We start from the raw sequence: 18,423 nt of genomic DNA, 5'->3' as shown, positions 1-18,423 counted from the left end.
ACCGTTTTGAACCCGAAAATATAGCCAAAATATGATAGAATAAACGTCTAAACTAAACATTTTTTGCAGTCTATCAGTTGTACTCGAAATCAAAGGATTTCATCCGTTTTTTTTCAGGTTGTTCAGCAGTGTTGGTTTACTTGTTTAATATTTTCTCTATTTCGACTAAAGACTAAAGATAAAAACCCATCTCGAATCAATCTATGTTTTGTTTTCTAGTATTTAGTTCAAGCCTTCATTCGCCCTGTTTTTTTGGCAACGCTTCCCTAGCGCTATGCCTGTCTGATTGATCTAACCCTGTCTGATTCATCTAAATAGATTCCTCATCCTTAAACAATTTCTCATAACCTTGTTCTTCATGCTTAATTATCAAAGACTAAATCCAGTCTATAGCTGACTGAACTCTAGCGATGGCTGTTTGCTACTTAAGTCTGAGCTTTTCTATTTCTGTTCTAGAAAACTTTGACCTAGTGGTATAGGCGATTAGACAGGTCACTAGGAGAATGGGATAAAGCGCCATATCACCGCTACAGAGAAAACATAGAGAAAAAGGCAGAGAGTGAAAAGTAGAAAGCGAGAAGCAGAAAGCGAGAAGCAGCGAGTAAAACAGAGTAAAAGGGTTTGAAGTAAAATTTCATTCCATTGAGATTCAATTTTGAGTTTTCCGTAGAGAATTCCTGGAGTTTTCCATATGAGTAGTCCCCAAGAGCGGATCGTTCCCACTGATCTGCGAAACGAGATGTCTCGGTCTTATCTTGAATACGCTATGAGCGTAATTGTAGGACGAGCGCTCCCAGACGCCAGGGACGGCCTCAAACCCGTGCATCGACGTATTCTGTACGCTATGCACGAGCTCGGACTGACTGCCGATCGCCCGTTTAGAAAATGCGCCCGCGTGGTGGGTGAAGTGCTAGGTAAATATCACCCTCATGGTGATACGGCGGTATACGACGCGCTGGTGCGGATGGCCCAAGATTTCTCTATGCGCCATCCTTTGATTAACGGTCACGGTAACTTTGGCTCGATCGATAACGATCCGCCAGCAGCGATGCGCTACACCGAATCGCGATTACAGGCGCTGACTGGCGCGGCGCTGCTACAGGATATTGAGTCTGAAACGGTCGATTTTGCTGACAACTTCGACGGTTCGCAGCAAGAGCCAGTTGTCCTACCTGCTCGTATTCCTCAGCTGCTAATCAACGGCTCGTCTGGAATCGCGGTAGGAATGGCAACCAACATTCCACCGCATAACCTAGGTGAAGTTATTGACGGCGTAGTCGCCTTGATTGACAACCCCGAGCTCACCAGCATGGAGCTGATGGAGTATATACCAGGGCCTGATTTTCCAACTGGCGCGCAAATCATTGGTAGTCGAGGAATTCGTGAAGCGTATGCGACGGGTCGAGGCTCGGTGACAATGCGCGGCGTGGCGACGATTGAAACTCAGGAGACTCGCGGTCGCCCTGATCGAGAGACGATTATTATCACCGAATTGCCCTATCAGACCAACAAGGCGGCGCTGATCGAAAAGATTGCCGATATGGTAAACGAGCATCGCCTAGAAGGAATCTCTGATCTGCGCGATGAGAGCGACAGAGATGGCATGCGGATTGTCATTGAGCTCAAGCGCGATGCCTATCCCAAAGTGGTTCTCAACAATCTCTACAAGCAGACGCCGCTACAGAATAATTTTGGCGTCAATATGCTGGGATTAGTCAATAGCGAGCCTCAGCTACTGTCTCTGCTGGACTTTTTACAGGTCTTTCTCGACTTTCGAGTAGAAACAATTACCCGCCGCACTCAGTATGAACTGCGTAAGGCTCAAGAGCGAGATCATTTATTACAGGGCTATTTGATTGCGCTAGACAACCTAGATGCGGTCATCGCGCTAATTCGAGCGTCGGCAGATGCGGCTAGTGCAAAAGAAGAGCTGATCGAATCCTATGGATTTTCGGCGACGCAGGCCGATGCGATTTTGCAGATGCAGCTGCGCCGATTGACAGCGCTAGAGGCTGAGAAGATTCAGCAAGAGCATGAGGCACTGACGGAGAAGATTGCAGATCTAGAAGATATTTTGGCGAATCGCGATCGCATTCTCGCCATCATCAAAGCAGAAGTGACCCAGATTCGAGATGCCCATGCCAACGAGCGGCGCACGATCATCAAAGCTGACGAAAATGATCTCTCAGACATTTCGCTGATCGCTAATGAGCAAGTGGCAATTCTGGTAACCGAGCAAGGCTACATCAAGCGCATGCTAGTCGATACCTTTGAGGCGCAGAACCGCGCCACTAGAGGTAAATCAGGCACTCGCATGAAAGACGATGACGGCATTGAGCACTTCATCACCTGCTGCTCGCACGATCACGTTCTGTTCTTTAGCGATCGCGGCGTTGCCTATTCTTTGCGGGCCTACCAGATTCCCGAAAGCTCTCGTACGGCCAAGGGTTACCCCCTGGTGCAAATGCTGCCCATCCCCAAGAAAGAAAAAGTAACCTCTGTCATTGGCGTGAGCGAATTTAGCGAAGACGATTATTTAGTCATGCTGACCCAAGGCGGTTTTGTCAAAAAAACAGCGCTATCTGCGTTTAGTCGGATCCGAACTAACGGCCTCATTGCCATTTCGTTAGAAGATGGCGATGAGCTGCGCTGGGTACGAATGGCCACGGCTGATGACAGTGTCCTAATCGGATCACAAAAAGGGATGACGATCCATTTCAAAGCCGATCACGCTCAGCTGCGTCCGTTAGGTCGGCCTACCAAAGGGGTGAAGTCGATGTCTTTGAGAGAAGGCGATCAGCTCATTAGTATGGATATCTTGCCCTCGCAAGTCGTAGAAGAGGTAGAAGGCGCACTAGACGACGATGTGGATGAAGACGCTGATGAGGTAGGTAATGCCGATCAAGGGCCGTGGGTACTGGTCGTTTCTTCAGGTGGGCTAGGCAAGCGAGTACCGGTCTCGAACTTCCGTTTGCAAAATCGCGCCGGGATGGGTTTGGTGGCGATGAAATTCCGCAAGGACGGCGACGAGCTAATAGCGCTGCGGATTGCCGGACCAGATGATGAGCTGATGATTGTCAGTCAGCGTGGCATTATCATGCGTCAGTCAGTCGATGCTATTTCTGTCCAGTCGCGAATGGCCACTGGCGTGCAGCTGCAGCGATTAGACAGTGACGATGCGATCGCAGCGGTTGCCTTAGTTCCTCATCTAGACGAATCAGACAATGAGATGCCCTCTGAAGATGTGGCTGAGGCAGTTGCTGAAACTACCGCCGAAGCCCAAGTAGTCTCAGTCCTAGAGGCGGAAGAAAGAGACGTGGATTCTATTTCTTCTGAGTTTGATGCTTCGATAGCAGTTGACCCTTTTGCCGACCCTCTAGCAGAAGTTGATACAGATGCTGGTGAAGAGACTGGCAACGGAGTCTGAATCAAAGGAATTAGTCCAATCTGACGGTGTCGCTCACGCCCTTCTTAGGGTAGTTGAGCGGGGCACCTGCCTGGCGGCATAGATGCAAAGATAGTTTTGTTAACAAAAAAAGACTATCTGCATAGATTTTCTCCTGTAAATAACCATGAAGCGGTACTCTTATCTCAATTATCAGTAAATCTTGCTGATAACTGATACTAGCTACGTTTTAGACCCTTCAACAAGTTACAGAAATTATGATTCCTCTAATACCTCCTGTCAGCACAGGTATTAGCTTAGTCCGGCCCGGCGGCATACCTCCGACCCTTGCTCAAGCTAGTACTGATAGCAGTTTCAATCTCGGTAGAGTCACGCAAAACCTTGGAGAAAGCTTTACCAATGCGCTGCCTAATGTGATTGGGGCCATCGTCATCGGCTTTATCGGTCTGTGTATCGCCTTTGTGGTGTCTTGGATAGTCCGTAGCATTCTCAAAAGCACGCGCATTGACGATAATATCGCCGCTCGAATAACAGGACAGTCGCCCGAAAACTTGTCCGTAGCAAAGTGGGTGGGCGACGCCGTTTTTTGGATAGTTATCCTATTCACGGTTATTGCTGTATTGCAGCGGCTAGAACTTACGGTTGTCTCAGGGCCGCTAAGCAGGCTGCTAGAGACTGTCTTCGAATATCTACCTCGTGTCATCAGCGCTGCCGTTTTGCTAGCGGTTGCTTGGCTGGTCGCAACGATCGTCAAAACGCTGGTGGTCAAGGGGTTAGAAGCCTTTCACTTAGACGATAGGCTCGCTGAGAACACTGGCGTCGATCCTCGACAGAACTCGATCAAAATCAATGAGACATTGGGCAATGCGCTCTACTGGTTCATCTTTTTATTGTTTTTGCCACCAATTCTAGATTCACTAGAACTCAATGGCCTACTTTCACCTGTACAGAATTTAATTGACCAGTTCTTAGCGGCTATTCCAAAGATCATTCTGGCCGGTATTATCTTTGCGGTGGGCTGGCTACTAGCCAAAGTCGTTCGTGGCATTGTGACTAACTTGCTATCGGCTACAGGCGTTGATAATTTAGGCCGCCGGGTAGGGCTGACGTCGAGTGCTAATCAGACGTCTTTGTCCGGTCTAGCAGGCACTATCGTATACGTTTTAATTCTAATTCCAGCCGCGATCGCAGCGCTCAATGCGCTAGATATCGATGCCATCTCCGATCCTGCGATCGGCATGCTCGAACAGATTTTGAACTTCATTCCGCTGCTATTAGCGGCTGGTATTGTTCTAACGGTCTTCTACTTCATTGGCCGCTTTGTCGGTGAGCTAGTGACTAATCTGCTCTCTAGTGCTGGTTTCGATAGCGTCTTAGAAGCACTGGGTCTACCCGATATCTCTTCTCCCGAGCCAGCGACACCTGGGGCTTACCCCGATTCTGGAACCGGAGTTGTAGAACCGGGCTCAACTACCCTGCAGTCACCCACTACCCTACAGCCACCTACGACCGGCACGACCTCTACCGGTATGGGTTCTACAAGTCTAGGTTCTACGAGTCTAGGCTCTGACTTAGGTTCTAGTTCTACGAGTTCTACTAGCTCTAGAAAGACGCCTTCAGAAGTTGCTGGTCTAGTTGTCCTGGTCGCAATCGTGCTCTTTGGCGCAGTTACCGCCACTGAAATCCTTCAGCTCGATCAGCTGACACTTATTGTGCGGGCGGTAATGGAAATCGCTGGGCAGGTGTTGATCGGTGTTCTAATCTTCGGTATTGGTATCTATATCGCCAACCTTGCTTTCCGCCTGATCAAGAGCAGCAGCGGTTCTTCTTCTAATACGCTAGCTCAAGCAGCCCGCGTTGCGATTTTAGCCTTCGTCGGTGCAATGGCACTAGGACAGATGGGCGTTGCGCCAAACATTGTCAACCTGACGTTTGGTTTACTTTTAGGAGCGGTTGCGATCGCCATTGCGATCGCCTTCGGTCTAGGTGGCCGCGAAGTTGCAGGTGCTCAGCTTAAAGACTGGCTCAATGAGCTCAAGCGTTGAACAGATCGGGTGTTTGATCTAAGTGATAGATCCCAGTGCTAGAACCTCAGCGCTAGAACTGACTTCCAATCGATTGCTTGCATAAGCAACGGTATAGCTCAACAAAACCGAACCCGTAGCGAAGAGGAATCCTTCTAGCTGCGGGTTCCTTTGTGCTATCTATGTACCTAGCGAATCAAGCACTGTTGATAAGCGCTCATATATAATCAGCGTTGAAGAAGAAGTCTAAGAACCTAAAGAAGACTGCATGGATAGTGAAGCGCTTGCTAGATACATAGAAGCTACCGATGGCATGGGTAAACCGTGGCTACTTATTCAGCTACGGCTTGCCAAGCTCAAAGAACGACGTCATACCCTGAGTGTAGAAGCGTTCAATAGCCAGCTTGCTGAACTCCACGAAGAGCTAATGAAAATAGGCGAATGGTGGGTGGGTCAAGAAAAAGATGTCTTCTAGACGCCTCTTTGCCGATACCTGTCTATCAGCAGTCATTCCCTAGAGAAAAGATGCTAGAAGGGCAGCCCACAAAATGCACGCCCCGGAAGATGCTCAGTAACGCGCTGTTGGTCAAAAGTCTTGAGCCGAGCAATCTCTAGCTGAGACAGCTTAAATTTGAAAGTCTTGAATTAGCTAGTTTTTAGTCGAAAAGCACCGCAACAAAGAGTCTTGAAGTAAAGCGTTCTAGCACGGAGAACCGACAGTTAAAAAGTCATCGACCGTTAACCACAATAATCTTGGATTAAAGCGCCATGGGTAAATCTGCTAGGTCTCAATCTACCAATCAGTCCGAGAAAAAAACTACGGACAAGAACGGCAGTACTCAAACCAAGGAGCAGGCTCAAGATCAGGCTAAGAAGAAATCAGCAGACGCCGATGCTGTTCTTTTACAGCCAGGCGACTCACAGTGGTATATCAGTCGAGAATTGAGCTGGCTAGAGTTCAACCGCCGGGTACTACACGAAGCCATGGATAAACGCACACCGCTGCTAGAACGGCTGAAATTTCTAGCGATCTTTAGCTCCAATCTAGATGAGTACTTCATGGTGCGAGTGGCTGCAATTAAGCAGCAAATCGAAGCTGGTGTTCACAAGCGGACGCCAGATGGACGGACGCCCTCCGAGCAGCTTGAAGCGATTGGTCAGCGCCTGCGCCCAATGATCGATCAGGTACATAGCTATCTTCAGAACGTTCTAAGAGGCGAGTTGATAGCTAATGATATCTGTCTGCTTGATTATGAAGAGCTTTCCGCAGAGCAGACTGACTACTTAGACCAATATTTCAAAGATCAGATTTTTCCAGTTTTAACCCCTCTCGCAGTCGACCCAGGACACCCTTTTCCCTATATCTCAAACCTCAGTATTAATCTGGCAGTCGAGATTCAAGATCAAGCCTCTGCTGAATCTCACTTTGCTCGTGTGAAAGTGCCTAAGGTATTGCCTAGATTTGTTCAGCTACCCGAATCGCTAGAAGGGGCGCAGCCTTGTCATTGGACAGGTGTACCCATGGAGCAAGTGATCTCTCACAATATTGCAGCACTTTTTCCTGGTATGAGCGTCAAAGATTGCTATACCTTCCGCATTACGCGCAATGCAGATCTGTCGGTAGAAGAAGACGAGGCTGACGATCTGATGCTGGCTATCGAACAAGAGTTACGCAAGCGTAGGCTTGGTGGTTCAGTCGTACGGATGGAAATCGAGAAGGGTCTTAACGGGCCGATGAGAGCCACGCTGCTAGACCAGCTTTCTCTTCGTGAAAATGATGTCTATGACGTTGAAGGATTACTAGGGCTTACTGACCTAATGAGCTTTATGGGATTGCCCCTTAGTGAGCTCAAGGATGACCGTTGGAAGCCGGTGACACCTGCCCCTTGGAAATTAGCTGCTCAGCGAGAAGGAGAAGATGTTTTTTCGTTCATTCGGCGGCGCGATCGCCTAGTTCACCATCCTTATCAGGCGTTCTCAGGAACGGTGCAAACCTTCATCACTCAAGCGGCGATCGATCCAGACGTGCTAGCGATCAAAATGACGCTGTATCGAACGTCAGGTGATTCTCCGATTGTAAATGCTCTGATCAAAGCCGCTGAAAATGACAAGCAGGTGGTCGCGCTAGTAGAGCTGAAGGCTCGGTTTGACGAAGAAAATAACATCAACTGGGCTAGGGCGTTAGAGCGATCGGGCGTACATGTGGTGTACGGACTAATGGGACTAAAAACGCATACTAAAGTCGCTTTAGTCGTACGAAGGGAGACTAACGTCATCCGTCGCTATGTGCATATTGGCACCGGCAACTACAATCCTAAAACGGCCAAGCTCTACACAGATCTTGGCCTACTGAGCTGCCGAGAGGAACTAGGTACGGATCTTACTGACTTGTTCAACTATTTAACCGGATATTCGCGGCAGCAGACCTACAAAAAGCTGCTGATTGCGCCTGTAGATTTGCGATCGCGCATGACTCAGTTCATTCAGCAAGAAACTAAAAACGCCAAAGCTGGCAAACAGGGGCATATCATTGCCAAGATGAACGCCCTAGTCGATGCTGATATCATTACCGAGCTCTACAAAGCCTCCCAAGCTGGAGTCAAGATCGACTTGATTATTCGAGGCATTTGCTGCCTGCGTCCGGGTATTGAAGGGCTAAGCGAAAATGTTAATGTGGTCAGCATCATTGGGCGGTTTCTAGAACACTCTCGCATTTTCTATTTTCACAATGATGGCGATGAGCTGTTCTACATCGGCTCCGCTGACTGGATGCCTCGTAATCTAGATCGCCGAGTAGAAGCTTTAGTACCGATTGAAGATCCACCGCTGCGTTCAGAACTAGCAGCCTTACTAGAAACTTGCTTGCAGGACAACCGTCAAGCTTGGGAAATGCGGGCGGATGGCACCTACATACAGATACAGCCTGAAAAAGACGAAGACGAGATCAGCACGCACAAGATTTTGATGGAGAAGGCGCTCAGCCAGAGTTAGTATCCGACTGACTCTATACGTCTATCAATTCGATCTACTCGAATTTTTCTAGCTGCTCTAGCTTCAGCCAGACATTGGGCGTAGGCACACGACCAAACTTGACCAAGCCATAATCATCGCGAACATCTAAAATCTCGCCTCTGGTGTCAAATACATAGCTAGAAAGGCGGGTGTCGCTTGCTTTAGCCTCTACGCTATTTTCAAACTTCTCTCGAACCAGACGAACGAAATCTCCTTTCTTTACTGGCATAGCTCTCTCACGTAATCAAGTACTAATCGTTAGCCATCGGCAAGCAGTCCTTAGCAATCGGCTATTGGTCGCTCGTGCGAACTGCGACTGCCAGTAGTGGCTGCTGCCTACCGCTTATTGTATCGCCATCAAGACTATCGCTGACATTTTGGACAATAGTGGGCCGATCGCCCCGCTAGCTTTATTCGCACGATTTGTGTGCCACAGTTTCGGCAGGCTTTTCCTTCTCGGTCATAAACCCAAGCCACCCCGCCGTAGTTGCCATTGGTGCCATGGACGTCTCTAAAATCGCTGAAGGTAGTTCCTCCAGAGTCGATGCTAGTTGTCAACACGTCTTGAATGGCCTGATGTAGTTTGATAATTCTTTTGCGAGAGAGGCGATCGCACACCGCTGTAGGTCGAATTCCGCTTAAAAATAGCGCCTCGTCTGCGTAGATATTACCAATGCCTGCAACTAAGCGCTGTTCTAGCAACGCATTCTTGATTGGACGCTGTTTTCCCCTTAATGCAGTCGCTAGATACCCCGCTGAAAATTCTTCGGAAAATGGCTCTGGCCCCAGTTTTTGCAAACCAGTCATCACCGATTCTATAGCCCTATCAGGCGGTATCCACCACAGCCGCCCAAATGTGCGCTGATCAACGTACCTCAACTCCTTATCATCATCAAAAAAGAGCCTGACTCGGCAGTGTGTCTGCACTGGCTCATCCCTAGAGACCCACAGTAGCTGCCCAGTCATCCGTAAATGAACGCCTAGCCATCCCGCTGGTTCTAGCTTAGATAGAGGGCCCTGCTGCAGCGTTGCTGTCAAATATTTGCCGCGCCGATGCCAGCTATTGATTTGGGCGCTAGTCATCGCGTTTAAAAAATCATCAGCCAGTTCGGGGTAGGCAATCGTACGTGCTAAACGTACTTCTCCTCCTCGAACTGGCTGATTCAATGAGACTCGATTGAGACCGCGACGGACGGTTTCTACTTCAGGAAGCTCAGGCACTGCACTCTTCTATAGCGGTTACTACTTAATTAAAGTACAGCCAGTATAGACACCTTTAGACAGCAACCGGCTTAGCAATTTACAGCGCGTATTAAGCGTACAGCCTCTTTTGTTGGCTTCGGATCTTCTATTTCTTAGCAGCTTTCTTCGGTGGAGCCTCTACTTCTACTAGCTCTGCTTCAGAAAAATTGTTGGTGTTCACACCGGCATAGTTCACCTTGCTAAAGCGCACCACAACAGGATATTTGATGCCGCTTTGGTCGACTGAAGCAACAGAGCCAACCTCTCGAAACCAGTAAGACTCTGGGCGGAGAATTCTAACCTTAGAACCACGCTGAACCATGAATACTAACCCTCTTACAAAATGCTAGACAGACAGTAGGTTTTTGACAGACGCTACTTATCTCTCAACATTACTACTCTGTTGCTTCTCATCCTCACTTTTTAAGTTTTATTGCTACGAAGCGATAACTTTTGCAAAGATAGCGGCTCAAAACCCTTCTCACTCGATGCATATAAAAACACAGCAGTTCGAGCACCAAATTAGTTCGAGCACAAGATTCTTACGTGGGTGGTAGCAAGATCAAACTATTAGGTATGTAGCCACGGGCTGGCTGTAGCAGGTTGGCCCCAGGTGCAGGAGGAAGCGGCATGCGAGGAAGAAAGGTTGACGCTCGCCCTGCTGAGCCAGTTGGTACAGATACCGCTGGTGTTGGTAGAGCAGCGACGGAGCTAGAGGAGCTAGCAGGAAACGCCGCCACCGGTTCATCCGCGTCTTCAGCGGGGGCTGCGTCAGCCGCTGTCTCAGCGCTGCTGACGGGTCGAGCCACTTCGATCCCATTTTCTTCGAAGATCACTTTCGGTTCATAGGCCAGCGTATCAATGCGTTTGACTCGAACGCTGCCATTGCCAATGCGATCGCCCACCCGAACATACCGCTCAGGCTCGTTACCCGCTCGAACAATTGCATAAGGGGTACCGCCTAGCTGAATCACGCCGGAAACAGCAACGGTCGGTGCCACCACAGGCTGAGGAATAGAAGGCAGTTCTACAACGGGCGAGGGCTCTACCAGCGGTTCTTCCTGCACTCGGACGGCTGGCGGCGTCGGACTAGAAGGGGCAGAAGAGCCAGAAGAATTGTTGGCATTGCTGCTGCCAGCATTATTTCTACCAGTGTTGTTTGCGCTTGCTCTGGTTCTTTCGGGTAGCTCCGCCAGTTCAGGCGCTAGTGGAATGGGCAAAGTCGCAAATGGATCGGTGCGCGATCTAGAGACTTTCTGAGCCCTAGCTGATGGGTCAGTTGATTGAATCAAGTCCGCTGTCACAATCGGTGGCGCATCTATCGTAGGATCTTCAAATGCTTCATTGTCGGCTGTCCCATCTAGCGCACTAGCGACGCCTTGACCCGCTTCAGCCACCCGTTCTTGCGTAGCGGCAATCGGATCGATGATTTCAATATCTTCCCCAGCACTTAAATACTGACAGCCAGTTAATGGAGCTGTTACTGCTAAGACCAGTAGCAGATGCCGCACATTTTGATTTCGCATAGGACAGATAAGTCAAGGATTTTAATCTGGCGCGGTCGCTCTAGTCCGGTTACTAGCCACTTACTGATCGCTGAGCGGACGTTATACAGAAACCTGCGCCCTCTTAGAGTAGACAGAAAGGAATAAAACTAACAGGTTTGGTCTATCCTTGCTGTAGCTAGTCATCCTTCTCTGGCTGGTCGCATAATTACCTGCAAATGCTTCAGCCCCTTTTTGACTCGGCGTGAGACCGTGACAGAACTAATACCTAACTTCTCAGCAGTTTCTTTTTGAGTGAGATCGTGCAAAAAGACAAACTCTAAGACTTCACGGGTTCGTTTTTCTAGCTGGCCTAGCGCCTGCTGAAGCCGAATTCTGTCTTCTTGAGCAAGCTGAAAGCTGCGGTAGCTAGCATCGGGCAAAAGATCGCCTAGCGACGATGCCCCACTGCCGTCTTCTCTAACAGGCGCGTCTAAGCTGAGCAAATGACGGTTGCTGCTAGCTAGCTTCACTTGTTGCCACTCTTCTACAGTAACGTCAAGCTGAGCGGCAACTTCATGGTCGCTGGGTTTACGATTCAACTCACTCTGCAGATGTCGGATAGCGTGCGCTGATTGACTTTGCAGAGTCTGCCATTTTCTCGGGATACGGACAACTGTCCCTTTATCCCGAAGATAGTGTTGGATCTCACCGCGAATATAGGGAATAGCAAAAGAGCTAAATGCATATCCTCTTTCTAAGTCAAATCGCTCGATAGCGTTGATCAAGCCTAGACTGCCGACTTGCATCAAATCGTCAAAAGTCTCACCAGAATGACGTAGCCAGCGGTGTGCTTCCTGGCGGACTAGTCCAATATTGAGTTGCACTAGACGATTACGCAACTGAAGCGAGCGATCTTTTTGGTAGAGGCTGAGAAGCTCAAGAGACTGATTCTTCAGAACCTTGTGAGGTGAAGCGTGCATACAAGAAAAACCCATCGGATATCGAAATAGAGATCCTTGGGCCAATGGAGAAGAAGGACTATTAGCGCCCCAGCTAGAGTACTAAGTCAAATTTGATGTAGTTCAGCTACAGCGCTAATAAGATCAGCGTAATTAGGCCGATTTTCTATCGCAATTGGGTTTTTACGGAATCAAAAACTTGGAGAGCTAGCCAAAAGAAAAGAGCACCGTAGAAGGTGCCCTTTTCGAAAGATATTTTAGTGCTAGCCAAAGTATGACTAGATCAAAGCAAAACTGAATCAAATAAAAGCTGAGCTGCCGTTAGAACAAATCTAAGCGTCGAATTCAGTTTCAATCCGACCATAGAAAACGCCCTGCAAGCGAACATCGTCTGCAGCGGCAGTTCCCATATCGGTATCAGAAGGCTGTTCGGAGATAAACGTACCGCCAATTTCACCTGTATTGCTATCTACCTTAGAAATCTGCAAGGAGATAGTGCCGCTACCAACATCAAAGGCCTTAACATTTTCTCTGGCTAGATCGTTCGCATCAGCGCGGGCAGGCAGTGCTACTGCGTTATCGTAGCCAGTTGTCAGACCTCGCGCCTTAGGATCGAGGAAGTTGGAAGTGCGATAGGAGGGCACTCGGAACGATCCCTCAAAATCAGTGGACGTAGTGATTGCGTTAAGGCCGGCCTGAGAGCGAGCTTCGAGCCCTTTAATAGTGAAGAGGAAAGGAATCTGATCGCCACCAGGTAGAAGCACGGTGATAGGTTGGAAATCCATGCCTAGTTTCTCATCAAAGACTAGGCTACCGTCTTCTTGAAGGTTGATATCGCCACTTACCTGCTCAATAGAAGTGGTATAGCGAGTGAGCGACTTTCCAGAAACAAATTCAGCTTCTTTTCGCTTGTTGGCAGACTCCTGTTTAACAAAGAAGCTCGTAGGCTCTAAGCACAGGTCAACTAATTTGTAGGTAGTGCCGTCTTCAATCGGAATTTGACCACGGCGAGTTTCATCTACCTGAGGACAGCTATTAGCCAGTCCGGTGTTGCGAATTTGATCATAAGTGAGTGGAATTTCGCTGGTGGCGGAAGGGGCTTCACTACAGGCTGTCAAGACGCCTAAGCAAAGGGCAAAAAACGCAGCAAGAAGAGCGCGATACCTCATGGGTAACCTCAAGATTATTAGATGTTAAAGGGTATTTAGTACATAAGTTTACACTGCCTCCGTCCAGTTTTGAGGCTAGGTTTAAGCGGTAAACTGCTTGCACTAGCGGCTAGCGATCGCGTAGGCTCAATCAGGTTGATGGCTATAGAAATGCCAAGATGCAAGGCAAACAGGGTTTCACCTTCGCGATTCAGAAGGCACCAGTGTTGCTGAGCGTTTAGCCTAGATCGTCCAAACAAACGGGTTACAAAAGTTAAAACGGTGAGAAATTCTACCTCTCAAGACTCTACTGACCTGAATGAGAATGACCTGAACGAGTTAGTCCAGGCTGTGCAATCTGCCGCACAGCATAGAGAGGGTAACTGCCTCGCTTTATTGGAGCTGCTGAGGCGGTTAGAGCGCCTACATTACGATATTCGAGACACCTTGTTTAGAGATGCGCTGCCTGATAATCGACAGCGGCTATATCGGCTGTTGAAAGACATTGAGCGAGAGGGTGGATGGCCCTATATCCAAAGGATGCAACTCTTATCTCTGCTAGAAAATCTGGAGAAAGCAGAACAGACATCTGGGTATGCTGAAGAAGACCCGGATAAGCCATGCTAGGCAGAGACTAACCCCGTTTTGTCTTTGATGTTCTTCCTAATATTCATAGGTGATTTATCAGTGACTAATCAGTGACTAATCATAAGTTCACCTTCGTATTATAGATTGTGATCAAACTGGGTGATGAGATTGAAGTAGTCAGGCTAAATTGTATGGCTTAGCAGCAGTCTTTCTAGCCTTTGTCGATGAAAATGATAGGGCAATCAAACCGTTAGCGGAGTGGAGCGGCCAGTTAGGTGAATGTATTTGCTCCTGTAGGTTATGCCCTTTAACGCAAACTTTTCGCTCAAAGTCACTAGTGCATCTGATAGAGGTGTCACAGCTAACTAGCCATATCACAGATGGAAAAAAGTAGGATAGCCAAAGGTTAATAAAAAGTTTATTGACAAAGCAACCAATTAAGCAAACAGCTATGGTCTTGAGAGTGAAGCAAATCGTTAGAAAGCTCTACAGAGTATGGCTACCTCAGAGGCTGAAACAAAAGTGGCTGCGAATTGCTGTGCTTAGCTGCTTTTTACTGGTGTCGCTGCACTCTATGATGGCTCGCTCTACGATGGCTCAGTCTGCTGCGGCGAGCATGAACCGATTCTGCCAGATTTCTGAGGTTGAAGCACAGAGCACAGAGTCCTTACGCTTAGCGGGACTGCAGGGAGATGAAGTCTCGCAGAGACAGTATGAGATGCGATCGCGTCAGCATGCAGAGGCGATGAGAAACTGCCGGCGCACGCAATGGCCAGAGAACCAAGCTGTTTGGCTAAGGCTGTACCCCTGCGACCTGCGCCCAGGTGGCCTAGATACGCTGATGGATCGGATTGTGAACCTTGGCTATAACCAGGTTTATATCGAAGCGTTTTCTAATGGTCAGGTGCTGCTGCCCAAGAATGATAACCCTACGGTTTGGCCAAGTGTCGTTCAAGCTGAAGAATTTGCCGATCGCGATCTGTTGGCAGAAGCGATCGCCGCCGCCCGTGCGCGCAGTCTAGATGCCTATGCTTGGATGTTTACCCTGAATTTTGGCTATTCCTATGGTCAGCGTTCCGACAGACGGCAGGTACTGGCTCGAAATGGCAGAGGATCAGATACGCTGGACTATGCCAACAACGGCAAGAGCGGTAAGTCTGAAGAAGTATTTATCGATCCCTACAACCGCGTTGCCCAGCAAGACTATCAGCAGATGGTGCAGGCAGTGCTGGCGCGAAAACCAGATGGCGCGCTGTACGACTATGTCCGCTACCCGCGTTTAGTCGGCGGTAATTCGGTAGCAAGTCGGGTAAAGGATCTGTGGATTTACGGTCCGGCGGCCAGACAAGCGCTGGTGCAAAGAGGAACTAATGGTAAGGGCCGAGCGCTCATTCAGCGTTTCATGCAGCAGGGCTATCTAACGGATACAGATGTTTCCCAAACGGACAGTTTGTACCCTAGTGAAGGAGAACCGCTTTGGCAGAGTCGGACCCCTGCACCTGTAGCACCCGATGATTTAGCCCCGGCCTCTGAAAGACGACCTGGTTTACAGCTTGAGCTATGGCGGCTGAGCGTAGCCCATGCGATTCAGGGCGTGGTCGATTTTCTACAGGCAGGCGCGACTTCTGCGAGACAAGCAGGCATTCCAGCCGGAGCGGTCTTCTTTCCAAACGGTAATCGAGCGATTGGGAATGGCTATGATTCTCGCTTGCAGCACTGGAACCGATTCCCTGAATGGTTAGACTTTCATCCCATGGCCTATGCAGTTTGTGGAAATACGAACTGCATTGTCGATGAAATAAGACGAGTATTAAATGTGCGGCGTAATCCGGCAACGGTGAAGCCTGCGCTAGCAGGTGCATGGGGGATCACGGAGCGAGAAAGGCCCTCTTTAGAAGCACAGATGGATGCGCTGCAGCGATCGCTACCTCAGCTGAAAACGGTCAGTCATTTCTCTTTTGATTGGCTAGACGCCGAATTCAATCGGTCGCGAAAGTTCTGTTCATCGGCAGATCGGCGGATAGATCGCGAGGTGCTGTTAAGATCAGAAGATACGGGCGCAGCAGGTGTGGAAGTAGAAGGCAACTAGCTGCGAGCTTAAAGACTTTCTTCATTGGTCTTTTGCGAACGTGCTTCTACGGAATCTTGTAGATATCCTCTAGGTGTGATGAACCAACCTTTATGGCTCTGGCTGCTGCGGTTACCGATGATAACCGTGGTGAGCATGTCAATCGGGTGGGTGAACATCTCTTGTAGGGTGGTGAGCGTGATGCGCTCGTCGGGGCGGTAGAGCGATCGCGCCAAAGCCACAGGCGTTTTAGGGTCTCGGTGCTGCAAGAAACAGTCGCGAGCAAAGACAATCTGCTGGGTTCGAGTTTTGGATTTGGGATTGTAGAGAGCTACCGTGAAGTCAGCTTCAGCAGCGGCGCGCAGTCGGTTCTGGATCACGGGCCAGGGCGTTAGTAAGTCGCTAAGGCTGATGGCGCAAAAGTCGTGCATCAGCGGTGCCCCGACCTTAGCAGCGGCAGACTGTAGAGCGCTGACGCCGGGAAAGACCTGAACCGCCGGAACTTCACCGTTCCAATCTGTGGCCCGCAACTGTTCAAAAACGAGCCCAGCCATTCCGTAAATACCACAGTCACCAGAGGAGATAACGGCTACGGTCAGCCCCCATCTGGCAAGATCAATTGCTCTTTCGGCGCGCTGCCGTTCTTGAGTGATAGGCAGCCCTTCGACAATCTGGCCAGGACGTAAAAGCGGACGAATCAGATCGATGTAGAGCGTGTAGCCAATCACAACATCCGCGTTGATAATGGCAGCCTTGGCCGCAGGCGTGATTTGGCTAAGGCTGCCAGGCCCCGTGCCGATGAGGTGAAGCTGGCCATGTCGTCCGGTATATTCAGTTTGAGCCTGGGCGATCGCAACAGTGACTGCGCCCGTCAGCCCCGGTTGCTTAACAATGTGCTTTTGAACGCACAGTTGGCTAGAGCCTGCGGCTTTTAGAGCAGCAGCTTCCGCCACACTGGGCGTCTGAACAGCCTGTTCAACAATCTCAGAGGGATTGGGAACGTCGATTTTTTTCAGACTGTCTGCATCGAAGCATTTTAGCGGCCAATTCTTTTCCTGAAGCAGTTCGAGCAGACCCACTTCGTCCGCTTTGAGAGAGAGCGTAGCAACCCCCGCGATCGCGTCCATCGCCAAGTGATTTTCCACGCAAGCTTTTTCAATAGCGTAGGCAATTAGCGCTTTATCCGTCCCGCGCTCACACCCAATCCCCAACCACAGCACACGCGGATGCCACTGCGCTTTTGGTAGTGCTGCATCCGGGCTGAAAGTTCGCTGAATAGGACTAATCCAGATCCGGGCTTGAGGAGAAGGAAAATCGTTTCGATCTTTGAATTCGGGGAAGCCAAATTGAAAGATGTGAGATTTAGGTAAGTGCTTTTGCCAAAGGTCTGTGCCAGCTTCTTGGATGATCTGAATCGGCGCTTGCTTAGCAACCGCACTGCTAACGCCTAACCAGTCTCCTGTTCCTTGCTTCCATCCAAATGGCTTACCTAGAGTATCAATCGCAGGTAGCTCTAGACCATTCGCCGCACCCGTTAGAATCGGCTGGGCCTCTAGCAACTGACCGACTTGCAGCGTGAGCCGATCGCCACCGCCTTGATGTCCGCCACATAGGCTAATAGCAACTTTTCTGGCCTGATCGACTACAACAATCGCCGGATCAACGGTTTTGTCAGTGAGTAAGGGCGCAATCAGCCGAACGACCGCGCCGCTAGCCAAACAAAAGACAAAGCCTTCATACTTTCGCCAGTGCGCCTGCAAGAAAGCCGATAGAGAAGTGTCATAGACACAATAGCTGAGATTTAAGTTGGCCGCCTCATGCTGCAGGCCAGGCGAAATCCATAGCTGAATGGTCCGAGCGGCCTTTCTATGCTTGACATTACGCTCGCCATTACGTGGTAGACCTTCAGGCGAACTTTCACACAGTGGGGCTAGGCAGCGTAAGCCCAAAGGCGTTGTCGTAATTGCAGCAATAGGTGACATGGATACACTACAAACCTGTTCTACTTTGAGACAACTAAAATCACACCGCAGGCAATCAGAAAGATTCCTATCATCCTTAATAGCGACACGGGCTCTTTGAAAACAAATATGCCGATGAAAACAGAAAGAATGTAGATAGAAGCAGAGCTAGGGGCGGCGATACTGAGCTTTACACGAGAGAGTAGAAGAATGTATGCGATCGCACCCACCCCATAAAAAGCCAGTCCTGCAATTAATTCGGGAATGAGGACGCTACCAACGACACGTCCTACCAAAGTTGGAGCCACAACCGACTCAATCTTTAAAGCGCCTAGCTTGAGCAACAGCTGACCACAAGCCGCCATCACTACCGAAAACAGGAGCAAGAGAAATTCGTAAAAAGTCACAGCTATAAAAATACGCGGCGTACGTGTAGCCCAAATGGTGTTCACTAGGCTATGGCGTAGCCCCTCCTCTAGGGTTATGCATCTGTGCGCCGTAAGTCAATTCTTTCGACAGTTGAACTGC

The 18,423-nt window shown here is 49.3% G+C and carries 14 protein-coding genes; 6 read left to right on the top strand and 8 right to left on the bottom strand.

The annotated features are described in order from the left end of the window. Positions 1-691 precede the first annotated feature (691 nt). From gyrA to ppk1, 4 genes are all read left to right on the top strand, one after another. Positions 692-3,427 (top strand): DNA gyrase subunit A, encoded by a 2,736-nt coding sequence (gene gyrA, locus IQ256_RS13620; RefSeq protein WP_193856088.1) that lies wholly within the window; start codon positions 692-694, stop codon positions 3,425-3,427. Between the two features lie 236 nt (positions 3,428-3,663). Continuing rightward, a complete protein-coding gene (locus tag IQ256_RS13615) occupies positions 3,664-5,451 on the top strand; it encodes a mechanosensitive ion channel (protein ID WP_193856087.1) in 1,788 nt (595 codons plus the stop codon). A gap of 247 nt (positions 5,452-5,698) precedes the next feature. Further along, a complete protein-coding gene (locus IQ256_RS13610; RefSeq protein ID WP_193856086.1) occupies positions 5,699-5,905 on the top strand; it encodes a hypothetical protein in 207 nt (68 codons plus the stop codon). A gap of 293 nt (positions 5,906-6,198) precedes the next feature. Beyond that, entirely contained in the window at positions 6,199-8,421 is a 2,223-nt protein-coding gene (gene ppk1 / locus IQ256_RS13605) for a polyphosphate kinase 1 (RefSeq protein WP_193856085.1), read from the top strand. 34 nt (positions 8,422-8,455) lie between these two features. Here the strand turns inward: ppk1 and IQ256_RS13600 are convergent, their stop codons facing one another. The 6 genes from IQ256_RS13600 to IQ256_RS13575 all read right to left on the bottom strand — a co-directional run bounded on the left by IQ256_RS13600 (position 8,456) and on the right by IQ256_RS13575 (position 13,299). Next, on the bottom strand, positions 8,456-8,671 hold the full coding sequence (locus IQ256_RS13600) for an NAD(P)H-quinone oxidoreductase subunit O (RefSeq protein ID WP_193856084.1): 216 nt from the start codon (positions 8,669-8,671) through the stop codon (positions 8,456-8,458). 134 nt (positions 8,672-8,805) lie between these two features. Then, on the bottom strand, positions 8,806-9,663 hold the full coding sequence (locus IQ256_RS13595; RefSeq protein ID WP_193856083.1) for a DNA-formamidopyrimidine glycosylase: 858 nt from the start codon (positions 9,661-9,663) through the stop codon (positions 8,806-8,808). A 127-nt stretch (positions 9,664-9,790) separates the two neighbouring features. Beyond that, positions 9,791-10,006, bottom strand: coding sequence for a photosystem I reaction center subunit IV (locus tag IQ256_RS13590; protein WP_006457318.1), 216 nt, complete (start codon positions 10,004-10,006; stop codon positions 9,791-9,793). A gap of 220 nt (positions 10,007-10,226) precedes the next feature. Further along, on the bottom strand, positions 10,227-11,210 hold the full coding sequence (locus IQ256_RS13585; protein WP_193856082.1) for a hypothetical protein: 984 nt from the start codon (positions 11,208-11,210) through the stop codon (positions 10,227-10,229). A gap of 161 nt (positions 11,211-11,371) precedes the next feature. Beyond that, complete coding sequence (locus IQ256_RS13580) at positions 11,372-12,151, bottom strand: RNA polymerase sigma factor SigF (RefSeq protein WP_193856081.1); 780 nt, start codon at positions 12,149-12,151, stop codon at positions 11,372-11,374. A 311-nt stretch (positions 12,152-12,462) separates the two neighbouring features. Then, positions 12,463-13,299 (bottom strand): photosystem II manganese-stabilizing polypeptide, encoded by an 837-nt coding sequence (locus IQ256_RS13575; RefSeq protein ID WP_193856080.1) that lies wholly within the window; start codon positions 13,297-13,299, stop codon positions 12,463-12,465. A 261-nt stretch (positions 13,300-13,560) separates the two neighbouring features. Here IQ256_RS13575 and IQ256_RS13570 point away from each other — a divergent pair, with 261 nt between their 5' ends. Together IQ256_RS13570 and IQ256_RS13565 are read left to right on the top strand one after the other, a co-directional pair. Further along, on the top strand, positions 13,561-13,905 hold the full coding sequence (locus IQ256_RS13570; protein ID WP_193856079.1) for a hypothetical protein: 345 nt from the start codon (positions 13,561-13,563) through the stop codon (positions 13,903-13,905). Between the two features lie 412 nt (positions 13,906-14,317). Continuing rightward, positions 14,318-15,955, top strand: a complete 1,638-nt coding sequence (locus IQ256_RS13565) for a hypothetical protein (protein ID WP_228024855.1) — start codon at positions 14,318-14,320, stop codon at positions 15,953-15,955. A gap of 8 nt (positions 15,956-15,963) precedes the next feature. Here IQ256_RS13565 and cobJ read toward each other — a convergent pair whose 3' ends face one another. Then, positions 15,964-17,916, bottom strand: coding sequence for a precorrin-3B C(17)-methyltransferase (gene cobJ, locus IQ256_RS13560; protein WP_193856078.1), 1,953 nt, complete (start codon positions 17,914-17,916; stop codon positions 15,964-15,966). Positions 17,917-17,936: 20 nt separating this feature from the next. Next, the gene (locus IQ256_RS13555) at positions 17,937-18,302 is read right to left on the bottom strand and encodes a transporter (RefSeq protein WP_193856077.1); all 366 of its coding nucleotides are present in this window, start codon (positions 18,300-18,302) and stop codon (positions 17,937-17,939) included. Positions 18,303-18,423 lie beyond the last annotated feature (121 nt).

Origin of the sequence: cf. Phormidesmis sp. LEGE 11477, assembly GCF_015207105.1 — a bacterium.
In the GTDB taxonomy this organism is placed as follows: domain Bacteria; phylum Cyanobacteriota; class Cyanobacteriia; order Phormidesmidales; family Phormidesmidaceae; genus Phormidesmis.
Note: the sequence above shows the minus strand (reverse complement) of the source record. Positions and strands in the feature narration are given on the sequence as shown.